General features: G+C 30.0%; 18 protein-coding genes and 1 pseudogene. 14 read left to right on the forward strand and 5 right to left on the reverse strand.

What is annotated here, in order from left to right; translation table 11 throughout:
• Positions 1–603: RNA-guided endonuclease InsQ/TnpB family protein (locus tag ACWI69_RS05190; RefSeq protein ID WP_448820790.1), on the forward strand; the 603-nt coding region annotated here is incomplete at its 5' end.
• 103 nt (positions 604–706) lie between these two features.
• On the opposite strand, the gene ACWI69_RS05195 is transcribed toward ACWI69_RS05190, so the two are convergent.
• The 3 genes from ACWI69_RS05195 to ACWI69_RS05205 form a co-directional block, all read right to left on the reverse strand.
• A complete protein-coding gene (locus ACWI69_RS05195; RefSeq protein WP_448820791.1) occupies positions 707–982 on the reverse strand; it encodes a PTS sugar transporter subunit IIB in 276 nt (91 codons plus the stop codon).
• 11 nt (positions 983–993) lie between these two features.
• Entirely contained in the window at positions 994–1,416 is a 423-nt protein-coding gene (locus ACWI69_RS05200) for a PTS sugar transporter subunit IIA (RefSeq protein ID WP_448820792.1), read from the reverse strand.
• Positions 1,417–1,490: 74 nt separating this feature from the next.
• Positions 1,491–3,488 (reverse strand): BglG family transcription antiterminator, encoded by a 1,998-nt coding sequence (locus tag ACWI69_RS05205; protein ID WP_448820793.1) that lies wholly within the window; start codon positions 3,486–3,488, stop codon positions 1,491–1,493.
• A gap of 131 nt (positions 3,489–3,619) precedes the next feature.
• Between ACWI69_RS05205 and ACWI69_RS05210 the strand changes: the two genes are divergently transcribed.
• The 4 genes and pseudogenes from ACWI69_RS05210 to ACWI69_RS05225 all read left to right on the forward strand — a co-directional run bounded on the left by ACWI69_RS05210 (position 3,620) and on the right by ACWI69_RS05225 (position 8,086).
• Positions 3,620–4,573, forward strand: coding sequence for a TDT family transporter (locus ACWI69_RS05210; RefSeq protein ID WP_448820794.1), 954 nt, complete (start codon positions 3,620–3,622; stop codon positions 4,571–4,573).
• Positions 4,574–4,639: 66 nt separating this feature from the next.
• Positions 4,640–5,353: an HI0074 family nucleotidyltransferase substrate-binding subunit gene (locus ACWI69_RS05215; protein WP_448820795.1), complete on the forward strand. Its 714-nt coding sequence runs from the start codon at positions 4,640–4,642 to the stop codon at positions 5,351–5,353.
• A 105-nt stretch (positions 5,354–5,458) separates the two neighbouring features.
• Entirely contained in the window at positions 5,459–5,899 is a 441-nt protein-coding gene (locus ACWI69_RS05220; protein ID WP_448820796.1) for a globin domain-containing protein, read from the forward strand.
• Between the two features lie 186 nt (positions 5,900–6,085).
• Positions 6,086–8,086: pseudogene (locus ACWI69_RS05225) on the forward strand (TonB-dependent receptor).
• A gap of 94 nt (positions 8,087–8,180) precedes the next feature.
• Here the strand turns inward: ACWI69_RS05225 and ACWI69_RS05230 are convergent.
• Together ACWI69_RS05230 and ACWI69_RS05235 are read right to left on the reverse strand one after the other, a co-directional pair.
• Positions 8,181–8,525: a hypothetical protein gene (locus tag ACWI69_RS05230; protein WP_448820797.1), complete on the reverse strand. Its 345-nt coding sequence runs from the start codon at positions 8,523–8,525 to the stop codon at positions 8,181–8,183.
• A 24-nt stretch (positions 8,526–8,549) separates the two neighbouring features.
• The gene (locus ACWI69_RS05235) at positions 8,550–8,753 is read right to left on the reverse strand and encodes a hypothetical protein (protein WP_448820798.1); all 204 of its coding nucleotides are present in this window, start codon (positions 8,751–8,753) and stop codon (positions 8,550–8,552) included.
• 229 nt (positions 8,754–8,982) lie between these two features.
• Between ACWI69_RS05235 and ACWI69_RS05240 the strand changes: the two genes are divergently transcribed.
• The 9 genes from ACWI69_RS05240 to ACWI69_RS05280 all read left to right on the forward strand — a co-directional run bounded on the left by ACWI69_RS05240 (position 8,983) and on the right by ACWI69_RS05280 (position 19,446).
• Positions 8,983–9,294: a hypothetical protein gene (locus tag ACWI69_RS05240; protein WP_448820799.1), complete on the forward strand. Its 312-nt coding sequence runs from the start codon at positions 8,983–8,985 to the stop codon at positions 9,292–9,294.
• Positions 9,295–9,437: 143 nt separating this feature from the next.
• Entirely contained in the window at positions 9,438–10,358 is a 921-nt protein-coding gene (locus ACWI69_RS05245; RefSeq protein WP_448820800.1) for a hypothetical protein, read from the forward strand.
• Positions 10,327–12,738 (forward strand): hypothetical protein, encoded by a 2,412-nt coding sequence (locus ACWI69_RS05250; RefSeq protein ID WP_448820801.1) that lies wholly within the window; start codon positions 10,327–10,329, stop codon positions 12,736–12,738. The genes ACWI69_RS05245 and ACWI69_RS05250 overlap by 32 nt, the downstream gene beginning before the upstream one ends.
• Before the next feature lie 17 nt (positions 12,739–12,755).
• The gene (locus ACWI69_RS05255; protein ID WP_448820802.1) at positions 12,756–14,606 is read left to right on the forward strand and encodes a polysaccharide biosynthesis protein; all 1,851 of its coding nucleotides are present in this window, start codon (positions 12,756–12,758) and stop codon (positions 14,604–14,606) included.
• An 11-nt stretch (positions 14,607–14,617) separates the two neighbouring features.
• The gene (locus tag ACWI69_RS05260) at positions 14,618–15,292 is read left to right on the forward strand and encodes a sugar transferase (RefSeq protein ID WP_448820803.1); all 675 of its coding nucleotides are present in this window, start codon (positions 14,618–14,620) and stop codon (positions 15,290–15,292) included.
• A complete protein-coding gene (locus tag ACWI69_RS05265) occupies positions 15,292–16,098 on the forward strand; it encodes an NAD-dependent epimerase/dehydratase family protein (protein WP_448820804.1) in 807 nt (268 codons plus the stop codon). Before ACWI69_RS05260 ends, ACWI69_RS05265 begins: the two co-directional genes overlap by 1 nt.
• Entirely contained in the window at positions 16,095–17,300 is a 1,206-nt protein-coding gene (locus tag ACWI69_RS05270) for a glycosyltransferase family 4 protein (RefSeq protein ID WP_448820805.1), read from the forward strand. The genes ACWI69_RS05265 and ACWI69_RS05270 overlap by 4 nt, the downstream gene beginning before the upstream one ends.
• A 6-nt stretch (positions 17,301–17,306) precedes the next feature.
• Positions 17,307–18,332: a polysaccharide biosynthesis protein gene (locus ACWI69_RS05275; protein ID WP_448820806.1), complete on the forward strand. Its 1,026-nt coding sequence runs from the start codon at positions 17,307–17,309 to the stop codon at positions 18,330–18,332.
• 1 nt (position 18,333) lies between these two features.
• Entirely contained in the window at positions 18,334–19,446 is a 1,113-nt protein-coding gene (locus tag ACWI69_RS05280; protein WP_448820807.1) for a polysaccharide biosynthesis C-terminal domain-containing protein, read from the forward strand.

The raw sequence follows: 19,446 nt of genomic DNA on the forward strand, positions 1-19,446 counted from the left end.
GAAAAGAACATTGTAGAAGTTCCAAGCGATAACAATATTGTTGGGCTTGATTTTGCTATGTCTGAACTTTTTGTTAGCTCCGATAACCAAAGAGCTGACTATCCTAGATTTTTTAGAAAGTTAGAAACTAAACTCGCTAAAGCTCAAAGAGAGCTATCAAGAAAAGTCAAATTCTCACAAAATTGGTATAAAGCAAAGTTAAAAGTTGCTAAAATCCATAACCTTATCAAAAATAGTAGAAAAGATTTTTTACATAAGCTATCACACGAACTTGTAACTAAGTACAATGCGATAATACTTGAAGACCTTAATATGAAAGGTATGAGTCAAGCATTAAACTTTGGTAAATCTGTCGCTGATAACGGTTGGGGAATATTTACAACTATGCTTCAATACAAATCAATGTTTTTAGGTAAACAAACAATTAAAATTGACAAGTGGTTTCCATCATCAAAAACTTGTTCATTTTGTGGTTCAGTAAAAACTGAATTGCCACTATCTTCAAGAGTTTACAAATGTGATGAATGTAACTCAGAGATAGACAGAGACCTAAATGCAAGTATAAATATTCGTGAGGTTGGTAGAGAACTACTAGCCTATTAAAATATATATTAGGGTAGGAACTACCCGTAGAGCGTGATTAATATATCCGACATGAGTCAGATACTTCCCACGAAGCCCCGCCCTCTATTAGGGCGGTGGTAGTTCACATAACCCCTTTAGCTTTTAGAACTTCTTCAAGCTTTTCTTTAAGTTCAGCAACATTGATAATACTGTTAAGTGAAATAACATTTTTAAGAGATGTACTGTTAGCTAAATCTGATGACATGATGAAGATGTCAGCTAACCCTTCAGTGGCTGAGGCTAAATCTGTATGATCAACCTCTGCATCAACCCCAAGTTGAGTCAAAACTTTTTTGATATTCATCTCTAGCATAAAACTACTTCCTAAACCTGATCCACAAACTGCTAATATTTTCATAATAAAACCTCCTATATTATCTCTAAAATCTCTTGATTTGTTTTTGCTAATTTAATTTTTTCAATTTTTTCATCATCATTTAAAAGTTCAACTAAATTTGTTAAAGCATCTATATGAGATTCATTATCTTTTGCTGCTAAAGTTATGACAATTTGAACATTGTTATTCCCAAACTTTGCAGGAGTATTCAATTTAAGTAAAGACATTCCCATTTTTAAAACTCCATCCTCTGGGCGAGAGTGAGGCATTGCCACATCTTCAGAAAGGACAATATAAAATCCTAGTTCATTGACTTTAGATATCATGGTGTCAATATATCTAGGTTCAATATAACCTTTTTCTAGAAGAGGGTGAGAAGCAATCTTTATAGCTTCCTCCCAACTATCAACTTGAGGCAGGATTTGAATGTTGTTTTCCAATAATTTTTTTATCATTTTCAATATCCTCCACGAATCTTTATACTTTAATTATATTTAAAGAGAAAATAAAAATAAACTCTCTATTTTATTCAAAATTTTTTTACAAAATTATTTATGTTAAACTCTTTTTCATTGGTAATTTCCACAAGTTGAACAAAAGGGGTCAAATGCTCTTTGTTATCTTTTGATGAAAATGCCACCACGACTTGTACCAGCTTGTCATTTGGAAAAAGCACGGGTTTTTTTAGAGTCACTAGTGAAAAAGCTGTTTTAAAGACATCATTTTCGTTTCTAGCATGAGGGAAAGCTATGTTGGGTGCTAAAATAATATAACCTCCATATTTTTCGATGATTTCAATCATATTTTCAGTATATTTTTTAGTGACACATCCATTTTTTTCTAAAATTTCACCTGCTAGTTGAACCGCTTCCTGCCAAGTGTTGACCAAAACGCCCTCTTTTATATAAGTCCTATCTAGCAAGTCAAAAATTGTAAGTTTTTTTGGAGAAATATCGTCCACCAAAGTCGAATCAAGTAACTCTTTTAATTGAAATAGGAGGTTATCCTTGTCAATAATTGTAGTATTTTTTTCAATTACCTCTAAAACTTGAGAAAAAAGAACCTTTTTACTACGTCTAGGAACATTGAAGCTCTCTAAAATCTCCATATCTTCATTGGAAAGTAGTGGGTTGACTTTAATTATGGGTTGAATTATATCAGTACTATCTAAATCTAGAGTTGTAACAATGTAATCGATAGAGTTTTTTTCTAAAGATTTTGTCAAAAGATGACTTGGAATTATATCCACAATATCTAATGAATAGAGCTCTTTTATCTGCTGAGCAAGAAGTTTAGAAGTTCCATAACCTAGTCCACATACAAGAAGAGCTCTCTTTTTATTTTTACTTCTAACTCTATTTCTATCAATAGCAGCTTTAAAATGAATTGTTATAAAAGCTATTTCATCTTTTGTAAATTTTTTCTCTATAAACTTTTCAAGACCCTCTAAAACTTCAGAAGTGATATCAAAAAGTTGTGGATAACTTTCTAAAACCTCTTGATAGATTGAATTTTCAAGTTCTATACCATTTTGTATTCTATATATGGTAGGCTTTATATGATTTAGTAATCCATCTATTAGAGTTTCATCTTGAGATATATCAACATCCACTCTTCTATTGAATTCAGTTATTAATTTTTTAACTAGAATCTCCATCTCTACCCAGTTCTCATAGTATGAATAATTTAAGTTATATGTATGGCTTCCCAAAAAGTAGTCAGTGATTTTTAGATACTCTACTTTAGAAAGTTCAATGTCATAGTGTGCTTCTAAAAGTGTGCTACCTTTTTTAATAGCTTCATACTCTTTTGTATTTTCTAAGAAGTTTTCATTTTTAATTTTATCTATATGGTGTCCAGCTTTAACCATAAGAATAGTTATTTTAAGATAGTTTTTAATAATCTGGTAAGCCTCATCAGAGATTATCCTGTTCATAATTTTTTGACAGTAGTTTAAAAATAGCTTGATTCCCTCCTCATTAACAGACAGATATTCTTTTAGGATATTTTTGAAAAATATATTCTTTCTATTTTTAATAGTTGTTAGAAATTTCAAAAGACACTGTCTAATATCCTCCTCTTTTCCAACTAACTCAAGACCTTTTTTATGACAAATTTCTAGAGATAAATGATATTTCTCAAGTGTCTCTTTAAGATTTTTTAAATGAAGCTTAATAGTACTCCTACTGATATCCAGTTCTTCAGAAAGTTGCACCTGATTGATAACTCTTTTAAAAAGAATTAACATGAGTATATAAAGTTCTCTTTCTTCGGAAGAGAAAGTTGTTTTATCGTAGCTGTCTTTTAAAAACTCTTCTAAAGATTTAAAATTGGGGATTTTTACGATACCTTTTGAAATTTCAATGTTGTCAAGAGAGTTTTCACTTAAAAGTTCAGAGATTTTTTCCAGCTCATAACGAACAGTCCTTTCACTTACTCCAAGTTCTTCAGAAAGTTCCTTTAAACTTTTTTCTTTTTTATGTAATATTAAATTTTGTAAAATTAAAGTTGAACGACTATTTAACATTTGTGACTCCTTTTGTTATTTTTTTAGTTGATTATAACATAAAAAAATAAAAGAAAATATGATTGAGATGGGTATAATATAACAACATGTGTATAGCTATACATATATATAAAAGACTAGAGGCGAGGAAGATGAAAAATTTAAAAAATTATTTTAGATATTTACCAGTGGCTCTTACAGGACTAGCTCTAGGAATATCCGGAGTGAGTGGTGCAGTTGCAGTTATATTTGATTCTAAAGCTTTATACATAGGAAATTTTATATCTTTGGCACTACTTCTTCCTATAATTATAAAGAATATATTACATTTTGATGTATTTAAAGAGGAGTTAGAACACCCAACTTTAGGAAGCTTCATACCTACTTTAGATATGGCTTTAATGAATTTCTCTGTTGTACTATATGAATTTTCACCAGTTTTGGGAAAGGGTCTATGGTTATTGTGTATATTGCTACACTTAATATTTGGAACGTTATTTGTATATCATAGATTTCGTTCTTGGAATATAGAGCATATGGTTCCAAGCTGGTTTGTTCCTCCTATTGGAATAGTTGTAGCTTCAGTGGATTCAACAGTTATGGGTATGCCATATTTGGCACAGATTATATTTTATATAGGATTTATTTTCTATATAATAATGCTTCCTATGATGTTATATAGAATTATATTTGTTGAAAACATTGATGACGCAAGACTTCCAACTTTTGCAATAATGGCAGCTCCACCTAATCTTTGTTTGGCAGGATATTTAGTGGCTTTTAAAACTCCTAATCCAGCAATGGTTGGATTTTTATTTCCATTAGGGATATTTATGACAGTATTGGTCTATATATCAATGGTTAAGATTATGAAACTAAAATTTACTCCAGTGTATGCGTCATTCACGTTTCCATTGGCAATAGGTTCCACAGCGATTTTAAAATATTCTAACTATATTATGTCAATAGATGAGAGTAGAGGAATTTTCTGGTATAATTTTGGTGTAGCAGCGACAACTTTAGCTGTATTTTTTATATCAATTATCTTTGTAAGAATAGTAAAAATAGTTATAGAGCAGATAAAAGCAAGTGGAGGGAGTTTGTAAAACTTCCTCTTTTTGTTATTAAAGTTAACGTGCTATAATTAAGTAAAAAAATATGGAGGAGAAAAAATGTACGGACTATCGGAAACAGATTTTTTTAAAATTATTGACATCTTAAAAAAATATAAAGAAAAAATAGAATGGACAAAAATTTTTGGCTCTAGATCTAGAGGAGATTATAAAGATACTTCGGATATAGATTTACTTATTTCTTTAAGAATGAATAGTATTATTGATAATATTCGAAATGATTTTTATGAGTCTGATTTAAAATATATGGTGGATATAGTGGAATATAGTGAAAAAATGGGAGAAAATATAAAAAAAAATGTGGAAAATGATGGAATCTTGATATATAAAACTAATGAGAAAGGAGAAATTATTATGAATGAAAATAAGTTAAAATATAAATTTGAAGACTTTCAAAAAGCTTTAAAGAAATTAGAAGCTGCTTTAGAAAAAGACGCACATCTGGATGAGTTGTATTTAGATGGAACTATTCAAAGATTTGAGTTTGTCTATGAATTAAGTTGGAAATTAATGAAGAGTTACTTGGAATATCAAGGAACCGAAGTTGTGAGCCCAAGAGAAACTTTTAGAGAGGGATTTAAAGACGGTATAATAAGTGATGCAACAGAGTGGATTAATCTTATGATAAATAGAAACAAAACTTCTCATACATATAAAGAGGAAACTGCATGGGATATTTATGATAAGATAAAAAGTGAATATATAGTATTATTTAAAAATTTTGAAAAAGAGATGAGGGAGAAGTTGAACTAAAACAATAAGACACAAAAAATTAAATCGGTAACATATGTTACTGATTTTTTTATACTTTTTTGGTATACTTTTAAAACGAAAATATTATAAGGAGGAAATTTAGATATGTTATCACAAAAAACGATAGATATTGTGAAATCAACAGTGCCAGTTTTAAAAGAAAAAGGAGTTGAGATAACTACAGTATTTTATAAAAATATGTTAGAAGAGAATCCAGAGATTAAAGATATGTTTGATGCAGGAAAGCAAAAGGATGGATCACAAGCAAGAGCTTTAGCGATGACTGTATTAGCAGCAGCGGAGAATATAGATAATCTTGCTATTTTAATGCCAGCAGTGCAATCTATTGCAAAAACACATATAAATGTAAAAGTTACAAAGGAACATTATCCAGTTGTGGGTAGATACTTACTAGGAGCTATAAAAGAGGTTTTAGGAGAAGCAGCTACAGATGATATAGTGAATGCTTGGGCTGAAGCTTACGGAGTAATTGCGGATGTATTTATTGGCGTTGAAGAGAAAATGTATCAAGAGGAATGTAAGTAAGAGGAGGAGGAGCTAGAGCATAGCTCTAACTCCTTAACTTAAAATAATAAAGGAAAAAGGAGATGAGAAAAAGTGAAAATATTGAAGGTTATAATTGTGTCCTTTATTGCAACTATATATGCTTTCTCTCAAGAAGAGGCTATAAAATTAGAGGATTCAGTTATTCTTTCAACTGGTGGTTTTGAAATGCCTATTCTTTCAGAGAATAAAAATGTGATACTTCTATTTAAGGAGGAGATAAATAATGGAAGTTATAAAAATTTGGAAGATGTTTTAAGAGAGGCTCCAAACATAATTATTCAAGATACATATTTTGGACCAAGGGTGGATATAAGAGGAAATGGAGAGAAATCCATATCTAAAGTGAAAATATTGGCAGATAGAGTGAGTTTAAATCCTATTGATGACTCAATGGGAACACTTCCAATCAATACAATACCTCTGAATTCTATAGAAAAAATAGAGATTGTTCCTGGAGGAGGGACAGTGTTAAATGGATCGGGAAGTTCTGGAGGAATTATAAATATTGTAACCAAGTCCTCTTTAAGAAAGGATTTTTTAGTGCTGGAGGGAGGATTAAAATCATACAATTTTAAAAATACGGGAATTTCTATAGGACAAAATTTAACAGAAAGTTTATATGGAAACTTTAACTATAGTTATTTGAAAGGAAACGGATATAGAGAAGGAGACTTCCAAGAGAGTGATAGCTTTAGTGGTGGAATAGACTATTTTATTGATGATAAAAATAGAATAAAGTTCCAGATGTCGTATTTTGATGAGAATAGAGATTATTCCACTGCAGTTGAAAAGGAACTATTGGAAAAAAATAGAAAAATTAAAGGATTTCCGGTGGTAAGTAGTTCTAAAAGAGAGGGGTACTCTTTAGATTATGAATATAAATTTAGCGATTCGCTTACATTTATGAATACAGTCTATTTTCAAAGATATAGTAGAGAGTTTACAGAAGAGACGTTCATGGATTATGAAATTCCAAAACTTGGAAGTATGCCATTTGATATTTTGGGAGAAAATTTACCGGTATCGATGAATGGTAGATTTAAAGAGGATACAGTAGGAGTTAAAACTCGAGGACAGTATATCTATGAAAGAGGTGAACTTATTTTAGGTTATGATTATAGTTATACAAAGCTTTTGAGAGATAGTAAAATTCGGGCTAATGGTGAGTTTTTTCCAAAACCAATTCCCAATTTAAAATTAAACGGGGATGTGAGGATAGACCTAAAAAATAATATCTTTAAAGAGAGTAATGCTATTTATGGATTAAATAGATATAACTTAACAGATAAGTGGGAACTTATTTCTGGAGTTAGATACGAACATTCAAGATTTGGTGGACAAAGGGATAGCGAAACAGAGATAAAATCTATGAGTACAATACATGAATATAAAAGTATTGAAGATACAAAGAGAAGTGATAACTACGCTTTTGAGATATGAACAAACTATAGATATAGTGATTCAGGAACTATTTTTACAAGATATGAAAGAGGATTTACGTCACCACTTCCGGGACAGATAACAGATAAAGTGAATATGAACTATCTTTCAAATGATTTGAAATCTGAAATATCCAATAATTTTGAAGTGGGAATTAGAGACTTTGTAGCTAATACCTCTATAAATTTATCACTATTTGCGATATTTACTCATGATGAAATAGTTCTGATTCAAAAAAATGCTCATAATCCTGCAATAAAAGAGTGGCAGTATAAGAATCTCAACGAAGTTAAGAAACTTGGAGGGGAGTTATACCTAGAGCAATATTTTGAAAAGTTGACGACATATCAGTCGTTTTCTTATGTTAATACTGAGATAACAAAGGGAGTGTACAAAGGTGAAGAGTTAGCTATGGTGCCAAAAGGAAAAATTATTTTAGGAGCAGGGTTTGACATAACAGAAAAGATGAAATTTGATGTAAATTTTAATTTGATTGGAAACTACATTGTTAAAGAATATGGAGAAAATGACCATTATGTAGATACAAAAATTAATAGCTATAACTGCACAAATATTATGATGACATATACAATAGGAGATTCATTGAGTGTAAGTTTTGGAATAAATAATTTATTTAACCAAAAGTATAATTATGAAGAGACATGGAAAACAGCGGTTCCAGCTCCGAGAGCAAATTATTTTCTTTCAGGGAAATTATATATATAGCCGTATTTATAAGAATATATCAAGTTAAAAGCTAAAAATTAGGAGAGAAATTGACCCTCCTAATTTTTTTGTACGTTGAGGAATAGTTTAATTGCTAAGAGGGTGGCAACTCATGATGGTTGAGAATAGCAGGTATAGCAAAATATATTAAAAAATTAGGAAGAGTAATAATTTTTTTATGATTATATTGGGATATACTTATTTCATGTTTATCGATTAGATAATCAATTTGGGAACTAGTGGAATTTGTTAAGTATTTAATCTCATTTTTACAAAATAAGAATTTGTGTTGTTTTATACAAAGTTCTGAAAGATTTTTATTTATTTCAATTTGAAATAGGTTTATATCCTCTATGGGTGAAATTTTTTTAAAATAAAAAATTTGTTTAGAAATCTCTAAAAGTTGCATATGTTTTTTTAAATTGGACTTATTTTTCAAAAGTTATCACTCCTATATAATTTTTTACAAAAATAAATAATCTAGAAAAATTTCAACATCAATGACAATATATCCATTGGTCTGTTTAAAGACGGCACTGGGACATCGCTTTAGTTTTTTATAAAGAGTTTCTTTTTTGAAAGGGAGGAGTAGTTCAATTTCCTCCATTAAGGCAAAGTGTCCAATATGTTCTTTGATTAAACTTTTAATGCAAAATTCTTTTTCCATAGCTCCTCCAAAAATGTTATATATGTTTTTTTATTCCTATATATGGATAATATAAAACATTAAATAGTAAGTCAAATTATTTTGAAAAAAGATGCTAAGAGTGGCATTTTTAAGAAAAAAAGAAAAGAATGAAGAGTGGGATTTTCGCTACTGTAATAGAGTTAGCTTTATGTTATTATAAAAATATCTCGAGATAAGATAAAATACAAAAAATCGTAGGAGGAAAAAAATGGGTATGACAATTGTAAAAGCAAAAGAAGTATTGGAAACAGTTATAGTTAAGATACAAAAAAGTATTGAAAAGGAAGTGTCTTATTTAAAGGAATTAGCGGATGATAAAGCGACTCTTTCACACATAGAACAATTACAGGCTGATAATGAAGCATTACCGGAAGGAAATCCCTATGGGTCATATTTGGAGTGGAGAGAGCAAGTGGAAAAGGAGATAAAGACAGGACAAAACTCTTTAGATAGAATAGAAGTTGAAAAGGCAGAGTTGATGGCATTTAGTTATTTCATGGATAACGCATTAGAGGCATAGAATAATAAAAAGGGGCTAGAAATTTTCTAGCTCCTTTTTTTGTAAATGAAAAATGTGGAATTATATATAATTTCTGCTTTTTTTCACAATGAAAAAATGCTATAATGAACCTTAAGGTAAAATATTAAGATGAGGAGATAATAATGATTGAGGAAATAAAAGAGATGGAAGCGAGGAGAGACGAGGACGAGATTGATCTCTATGAACTGATTGAAATATTGATGAGACATCGGTGCAGTATACTTGCTACTATAATATTTTGTACAATATTATCGATAGGAGGAGCGCTGTATGTAAACAGCAAAGCACCACACTATCTAGTTAAGAATATTCTTATACAACAAGAAAATTATGGCTTAAAAGGTGTGAACAAAATAGATGTAGATACTATTTTACTTCAAGACAAAAATGTTGAAAAAATTTTTGAGATAGAGCCTATAAGAGAGGAGTATTTAAAAAATACTCCAGAAAATATGCAAAATCTATCGTCAAAAAGGAAATTTTTACAAAAGATAGTGACCATAACTAAAAATGATAAGAAGCCGGAAGAGGTCTTAATAAAGGTGGAAGCCATAACGGATGAAGATAGCAGCAGAGAAGTTATAGAGAGATACCTAGAGATTTTAAGAGAGCAGGATAATCTAGCTGATATCATAGAAAAAGAAAAAATAGCGAAAAATATCTCTTTAGAAAAGGTTAAGATGGAGCTTGAAGAGATTCAAAATGAAATTTTGAATATTTTCAAAAATGATGACGATTTAGAAAATCTGAAGCCCGAAGAGAAAATAAGTTATATATCATCTAAATATCCAAAATTGGATCTTAGAAAAAGTGAACAGGAAAAATACTATAATAACTATGTCAATGAGTTAATAAAATTGGATTCACTGAATGATGAAGTGGATATTATTAAGGAGACAACAGATATATATTCTTTAAAGGAAAAGAGTAAAGCTAAAATCGTTCTTGTAGTTGGAATGGCAGTGGGAGTATTTTTAGGAGCAGTAGTTGCATTTGTTAAAGAGTTTATATATGAATATAAAAAAAGATGTAAAAATAATTAGGTTTATGAGAGGGGAAAATATGAAGCATCAAATTTCTACTGAGGTCAAGCATGAAGATGAGATAGATATTACAGAGTTATTATTAATTCTTATAAAGGAGAAGAAAACCATATTTATAACAATGGCTCTGGTGATGATACTATCTTTTGGGGGAGCTTTATATGAAAGAAATACATCCAGAAAGGCCTCTATAATTGTCAATTTAGCAGAGGGATATAATGAAGGAAACCTATTGGTTAGCAATGTCTTAGAAAGGGTTTATAGTGAAAATGATATAAGAGAAAGAAATAGACTTTCATTAGATGAATTTGCAAAAAAGTTTAAAATAACTGGTATTGTACCAAAAGAGATAGAGGAAAAAAGAGAGTTTTTACTTAAAAGTGGAGAGTTTTTGGAATATACACCAACTAACTACAGAGTTGATTTAAGAGTTGGAAGTATTGAAGAGAGTAAAAAAATTTTAAATGATTACTATAAATCTTTGAACGATTATTACAAAGAGTTAAATGAGTCGAGATATAGATTTAAGTACTTTGATGAGAGAATTTTAAGTGATAGCGAGTATAATTATGAGGACTATTTAAAGATTTTAGATGAGAGAAAAAATTCGTTGAAAACTCTTATAAAGGGAAGAGAAAATACAAGAACAGATTATATTTCATATGGGTTTGGATACAGAAAAGTTCAATTAGATTTAGAGAATTTAGAAACTATAAGGGTTCAAGATTTAAAAAATTATCTTCTAGCGACAAATATAGTTAAAAATCCAGAAAAGTTTCAGAGTGAATTTTTGAACAGAAAGTTAATTCTCGAAAATAGTATTAAAGAGAAAAAAGAAGAAGCTAATAACTATAAAAAACTCTTAGATAGATATAGCTTTGAGGGTGAGAATGTGGTTTTACCCAAAGGAGTTAAAATAAGTGTAGGAGATAACCAAAAGGAAAAATACTATGTTGAATTGATGGCAAGTTATCTGAGTACGGAGAATGAACTGGTAAATTTACAACAACAATTGGAAGAGTTAATATATGTGAGTAAAAATTTAAAAATGGGAACAGAAATAGAAAAAGCATATATATTGGAATCACTACAAGGTATTGTAAAAAGTTATAATGCTATAGTTCAAGAGGTAAATACTTTGGAGAAAAAAGAAAATTATATAAGATATGGAGCTATAGTGAAGCTGGCAACTCCGGTAGAGATTGAAACCAATTCAAAGGCTAAATTAATATTGGTAATGGGTGTAGTTATGGGGCTATTTTTAGGAGTTATAGTGGCACTTTTAAAAAATTACTATCAAGTGTTCAAAAAATTTAATAAGAGTTTAATGTTGTTATTATTATTTTCAATTAGTAGTTTGAATATCTATTCTATGGAGAGATTAACTCTACAATTTACTCATAAAGAGATAAATCAGGGATTAAATCCAGATAAGACACCATTTGATGTAAGTGAAATATTGATAAAAGATTTTTTGATGAAAAAAGTGGGTATATCCGCTGAAGAGTTAAAAAATATAGAGATAGCACCTATTTTTCCTACAGGAAGTATTGGTAGTACAGAGAGTAGATTGAAGAGTGGAGAGAGATATCTATATATTCCAACTGAGTATTCAGTGACTTTAAATTTAAAAAATAAGGTAGAGGAGAAAAGAGTAAAAGAAAGTTTAATAGAAAACTTTCCGAAATTTTATATAGATTCATTTTTCAAGAGTGAAAATTATAGCTACGACTTTTTAAAGGAATATACGAATTACAGAGATGTTATCAAAGCGTTAAACAATTTGATAGAGTCTATAAATTTAGAGATTGATTTGAGAAAGAGAAGTACTAAAACAAGAGAGATATTCTATGAGTACAGTAACTTGGATGTGGAGCTAAATAGAGTGAAAAATATCAGTTTTAGAGATATATCCAATTATATTAAATCCAATAATTTGGTGGCTAATATCTCCTTAGAAAAAATTCTTATAGAGGGAGAGGACAAATATACTGTTTTAGAATTAAATTCGCTAAGAAATAAAGAAAAGATATATGAAACTGTTTTAAGAGATTATAGTATTGGTGAAAAACAAGCTGTTGTATTGGAGAGTGGAGATATTAGTATAAGTTCTGATGTAGGATTAAGGGAGGAGCAATACATAAATATATCTAAAATGTATTTAAGTAATCTAAATAGAGAGAACAGTTTGAGAATAGGACTTTTAGAGAATTTAAGATTTTCTAAGAATATGAAAGAGCCAAACGAGGAACAAAAGAAAAGAATAGAGATAGGATTATTAAATGTTCAAAATGAACTAAACGAGATTTTAAACAGCATGGTGAAAATAGAGTTAAGAGACTATAGAAGGGAATATATAGGTAGCGTGAAAGTATTTTAATCGAAGGGGGGATGAAGGTGTTTAGAGAGAATGCAATAATGGAGTTGTTTTCTAATAGAAGAAATATAGTTAAGTTGCTAATAGATTTAATCACAGTATTTATTGGAATCTTTCTAGGCCTTTTAGTAAGATTTGAGAATAAGTGGGAAGAGAGCCTACACAGTAGCTATTTCATAGTATATGGAGTAGCATTTTTGTGTGTTTATCTTTTTAGAAAAAATTCTATGAAAAGTTGGAGTTATACAAACTCTTTGGATGTTTTAAATCTAACTTTTACAAATTTGATAGCACTAGTGGTGACACTGGCCTACTATGCAGTAACAAGGGAGGAATACTCCAGAACAGTTGTACTGGTAGGATTTATATTGGTAGTGATGCTACAGCTTCTATGGAGATTTTTATTTAGATTGAATAGATCCTATAGAATTGTACTTGGAAAAAGTAAGCCTAAATTAAATACGCTTGTGTATGGAGCTGGAGAAGCGGGTGTAGCACTTCTTCGAGATGCTCTTACAAATCCGAATTATCCATACCATATAACAGGAATTATTGATGATGATAGGCGTAAACGTGGAACATATATAAATGGTGTAAAAGTTTACGGAGATTTTTATGATTTAGAAAGAGTTATGAAGGAGTTGAGTATAGAGACAGTGATTGTAGCTATACCAACTATCAAAAGGGAAAAGGTAAAAGAGATAATCGACTTAATAAAATGTTGTGGGGATATAAAAATAAAAATATTGCCAAGCATAGATGAGATATTTCAAGATGAAAATATGACGAGTCAAATAAGGGATGTGAGCATAGAGGATCTACTTGGAAGAGCACAAGTGCTTGTCAATGGCGACAACATAAAAGAGATAATAAAGGATAAAACTGTATTTGTAACGGGTGGAGCAGGAAGTATAGGAAGTGAGCTTGCACGACAAATAGCAAAGTATAATCCTAAAAAATTGGTTACAATAGATGTTAATGAAAATGATTTATATTTTTTAGAGTTGGAATTAAAAAGAACATTTAAAAATTTAGATTTGCAGAGCGAAGTTTGTAATATTAGAGAGCAGGATAAGGTTGAACTACTATTTGCCAGATATAAACCTAATATTGTGTTTCATGCGGCAGCACATAAACACGTTCCTTTGATGGAACATAATCCTGAGGAGGCTATAAAAAATAATATATTTGGAACTAAAAAAGTCGCAGAGGTCGCGATAAAGTATGAAGTGGATAGATTTGTATTGATATCTACAGATAAAGCGGTTAATCCAACGAATATCATGGGAGCGACCAAGAGAGGCTGCGAAATAGTAGTAGAAGCTATGAATAAAAAGGGAAAAACAAAGTTCATGGCAGTACGTTTTGGGAATGTACTTGGAAGTAATGGATCAGTTATACCGATATTTAAAAAACTTATCAGCGAAGGTAAAAACTTGACGCTAACTCATCCAGATATAACGAGATATTTTATGACTATTCCTGAGGCTGCCCAACTTGTTATAGAGGCTGGTGCTCTTGGAAAAGGTGGAGAACTATTTATTTTAGATATGGGAGAACCTGTAAAAATAATGGATCTTGCTAAAACGATGATAAAGTTGTCTAATGCCAACGTGGATATTGATATAGTGGGATTACGTCCCGGGGAAAAACTGTATGAGGAGTTACTCTATGATGTAGGAGCAGCACAAAAAACAGAGAATAATAAAATATTTATAACTCGTATAGATGAAACAGACATAAATTTGGATGAACATTTGGAGGCTTTAAGTATAGCTATAAAAAATCCTAAGAAAAATGAATTAAAAGAGTTAATGAAAAAATTTGTAGTGACATATAGGGAGCCACCACAAAATAAAGAGATAATTTAGAAGGGAATAAGATGAAAAGATTATTTGATATAGTGGCATCGCTTATAGGTTTGATTGTATTTACTCCAGTGATGCTAATAATTGCCATAGTAGTGAAAATGACGTCATCAGGACCGGTACTTTTTTCTCAAAAAAGACTTACAAAAGGTATGAAAGAGTTTAATATTTATAAATTTCGTAGCATGGTGAGTAATGAGTTTAGAGAAAAAAATACAGTACAAATAAAGGGGAGTTCTAGTGAAATAACACCGATAGGAAAATTTATGAGAAAAACAAAACTGGATGAACTTCCTCAGTTTTGGAATATTTTAAAGGGTGATATGAGTTTTATAGGTCCTAGACCGGAACTCCCAAGGCGTTTAAAATATTATAATAGTAGGCAAAAAGAGATTTTTTCAGTGAGAAGTGGAATATCGTCGCCAGCAAGTATAGTATTTTCAGATGAGGAGTATCTAATGAATCAAGTGGAGGATCCAGAGAAATTTTATATAGAGCAAATAATGCCATATAAAATAGAACTGAATCTTTATTACATAGAGAATCAAAATTTTTTCTATGATATTTGGTTAATAATAGCTACACTTCTTAAGATAATAAATAGGGTAAAGAATGAGGATGTTGTGAAAGATAATAAGCTTCTGGCTAAAAAGGAGAAGATGGTGGAAAAGATAGGGGCTGAGTATTGATGGGAAAGAAGACTCTTATGATAACAGGTGCTAGTGGATTTATAGGAAGTAACTTCATAGAAAAATATAAAGATGAATACAATATAGTTCCTGTATGTTTAATTAAGAATAAGCCTGAGGGCTTAGATTATACAGGAGTGGATACAATACTTCACTTGGCTGCTTTAGTTCACCAGATGAAGGGGGCACAAGAGGAAAAATATTTTGAGGTAAATACAGAGCTTACAAGAAGATTGGCAACAATTGCTAGGGAAAAGGGGGTAAGACACTTTGTATTTTATTCGACGGTAGCAGTTTGGGGAACGCATGGATATTTTGAGCATGAAAAAGTAATAACTTTAAAAACTTCTCTTAATCCACTAACACCGTATGCGAAGAGCAAATATAATGCTGAAGAGATTTTAAACGGATTAATAAGCGATAATTTTAAAGTCTCTATATTGAGACCACCAATGGTGTATGGAAAAAATTGTCCCGGAAATATGAAAAGATTAGAGAACTTAGTAGATATATTGCCTATTTTACCTTTTGGGAATGATGAAAATAGAAGAACGATTGTTCATATAGATAGATTACTAGATGAAACAAATAGGATTATTCAAAGTGAAAAAGAGGGGATTTTTATTCCAAAAGATGATAAAGATATGTCTATAAAAGATGTATTAGAATATATATTTAGAGAGAAAAATAAGAAAAAAATACTAATAAAACTTCCAAGAAGTGGAGTGAAATTGCTTCATAAAATAAAACCTAAAGTAGCTGAAAGTTTATATGGAAGTTTAGCATTTAGAGGTGATAAAAATTGAATATACTATGCTTATTACCGAGGTATTATGAAGAGAGAAATAGCTCTACATTGGAAAAAGAGTTAGTTTTAGAGTTAGCAAAAGAAAATTATATAACAGTAGTAACTTTATCAGAAACTGGGGAAACTTATTTGAAAAAGATAGAAAATGTTGAAATTTTAAAAATAAATGTAGGAGATTATTACTCACATAAAGTTACTAAAATTGATAAAGGGTTAACAATGTTGAAACTACCTTATATTTTTAGTTATAATATAAAGAAATATTTAGGAAAAAATAATTACAATTTAATTATAACATCTACACCAATGTTAAATAATCCGTTGCTAATGAAGAAGTTAAAGTCTTTATATAGTAGTAAAATTTTATTAATAATATGGGATATTTTTCCACAAAATGCCATAGATTTGAAAATTTTAAAAAATAAATTACTAGTAAAGGTGTTAAAAAAAATATATGGTAAAGCTATAGATTTAGCAGATTATATTTCATGTATGTCTCAAGGAAATAAAAATTATTTGCTTCAAAAATATCCAGAAATACAAGAAAAGATATTTATTTTAAAAAATTGGGCTCAGATAAAAAAGAAACCTACGTTTAATAAAAAATTAATTAGAGAAAAATATGGATATAGTGAACAAGATTTTGTTTGTATTTTCGGTGGAAATATGGGTAAGCCTCAAAAATTAGAGAACATTTTAGAATTAGCGAAAAAATCGTTAGAGGATATAAACATAAAATTTTTGTTTGTGGGTAAAGGAACGGAGAAAAATTTATTAGAAAATAAAGTGAAAAATGAAAATATAAGCAATGTAAAGTTTTTAAATCATATTCCAAGAGAAGAGTATGAATTAGTAACAGCATCTTGCGATATAGGATTAGTTAGCTTAGATGAAAGATTTACGGTTCCTAATTTTCCATCAAAAACAACGGACTATTTTAAACTAGAACTTCCAATTTTAGCTTCTTTAGATTCTTGTGCAGCAGCGGACTACGGAAATTTTTTACAAAATGAAGTGAAAGCAGGATTGTTTACATTAGCAGGAGATACTGATGAATTATATAGTCAACTTTTGAAACTAAAAAATAATGATAAATTAAAAATAGAATTAGGAAAAAATGGAAGACAATATTATGAGAATGAGCTGGGAGTAGACAAAGCTTGTGAAGTTATAATGCAGCAAATAAAAAATAGGGGATGAAAAGTTATGTTTAAAGGAAAAACTTTACTGATAACAGGTGGAACAGGATCATTTGGAAACACGGTATTAAAGGGATTTTTAAGCACAGAAATAAAAGAGATAAGAATATTTTCAAGAGATGAAAAAAAGCAGGATGATATGAGAAAACGGTACAATAATCCTAAACTTAAATTTGTCATAGGTGATGTGAGAGATTATAACTCTATTCACGATGCATTAAGAGGGGTAGATTATGTTTTCCACGCAGCGGCATTAAAACAGGTTCCATCTTGCGAATTCTATCCAATGCAAGCAGTTCAAACCAATATTATAGGAACAGAAAATGTTTTGAATGCTGCGATAGCTAATGGTGTAAAAAAAGTTATTTGTTTAAGTACAGATAAAGCGGCATATCCAATTAATGCTATGGGAATGACGAAGGCAGTTATGGAAAAGGTAGCGATAGCTAAAGGAAGAAACCTTGGAGAACATGAAACAACTATTTGTGTAACAAGATATGGAAATGTTATGGCTTCAAGAGGGTCAGTAATTCCATTATTCTTGGACCAAATAAGAGCTAATAAACCAATAACATTGACAGATCCTAATATGACGAGATTTATGATGAATTTAGATGAGGCTGTTGATTTAGTTTTATTTGCTTTTGAACATGGAAAGAATGGAGATTTATTTATACAAAAGTCACCAGCAGCTACAGTGCAAGTTTTAGCAGAAGCTGTAAGAGAGTTAGTGGGACATCCAGAGCACAAAATGAAAGTTATAGGAACTAGACATGGAGAAAAGTTATATGAAGTGCTTATGACAAAAGAAGAGAGAGTTAGATCTGAAGATATGGGCGACTACTTCAGAATCGCAGCAGATGATCGAGATCTTAACTACTCAAAATTCTTTGAAGATGGTCAAGAAGTAATAACAGAGGCAGATGAATATAATTCTCATAATACAGGTAGATTGAATGTTGAAGAGATGAAAGCTATGCTCATAAATTTACCTGAGATTCAAGATGATTTAAAAGAGTTTGGAGTGAAGTAGTATGAAGAAAATACTAATCACAGGATCAAATGGATTTATTGGAAAAAATCTTATTGAAAGATTAAATAGAACTGAAAATATTGAAATTTTAACATTTGATATAGAGAATAGTGTGGAAGAATTAGAAAGGAATATAAAATCAGCTGACTTTATATTTCATTTGGCTGGAATAAATAGACCAAAAAATCCAGAAGATTTTTATAAAGGCAATAGTGATTTAGTTGGAAATTTAATATCAATATTAGAGAAGAGCAATTTAAAAACACCGATTCTAATAACATCTTCTATTCATGCAGATAAAGATAATGACTATGGAAAAAGTAAATTGGTTGGAGAAAAGTTGTTAAAAGAATATTCAGAAAGAAATAATGCTAATGTATATATCTATAGATTACAAAATGTTTTTGGGAAATGGTGTAGACCTAATTATAATTCAGTTGTTGCAACATGGTGTTATAATACTGCAAATGATATAGAGTTACAGGTAAATAATAGAGATACTTTAATAGAATTTGTGTATATTGATGATGTTGTAAATTCAATAGTTTCACATTTAGACGAAGCAGAAAAAGAAAATAAGTTATACTATATGGTAAAGAAAACATATCATAGAACATTGGGAGAGGTTGTAGATTTGTTAGAATTTTTTAAGAAGAGTAGGAAAAATCTAACTATTCCACAGGTAGGAATCGGATTTGAAAGAGCTTTATATGCAACATATTTATCATATCTACCAAAAGATAAGTTTTCATATGAATTACAGGAGTATAGTGATGAAAGAGGTAGTTTTATTGAAATACTTAGAACACTTGATAGTGGACAGTTTTCAATATCAACTTCAAAGCCTAGAGTGACTAGAGGAAACCATTACCATAATACTAAAAATGAGAAGTTTTTAGTGATAAAAGGAGAGGCAACAATTAAATTTCGTCATATATTTAGTAATGAAATAATCGAATATGTAGTATCAGATAAGAAGTTAGAAGTTATAGATATACCAACGGGTTATACACACAATATTACAAACACTGGAAATGAAGATATGGTATTAATTATTTGGGCGAATGAACAATTTGATAAAGAAAATCCAGATACATACTATTTAGAAGTTTAG

It is taken from the genome of Cetobacterium sp. (assembly GCF_977044495.1).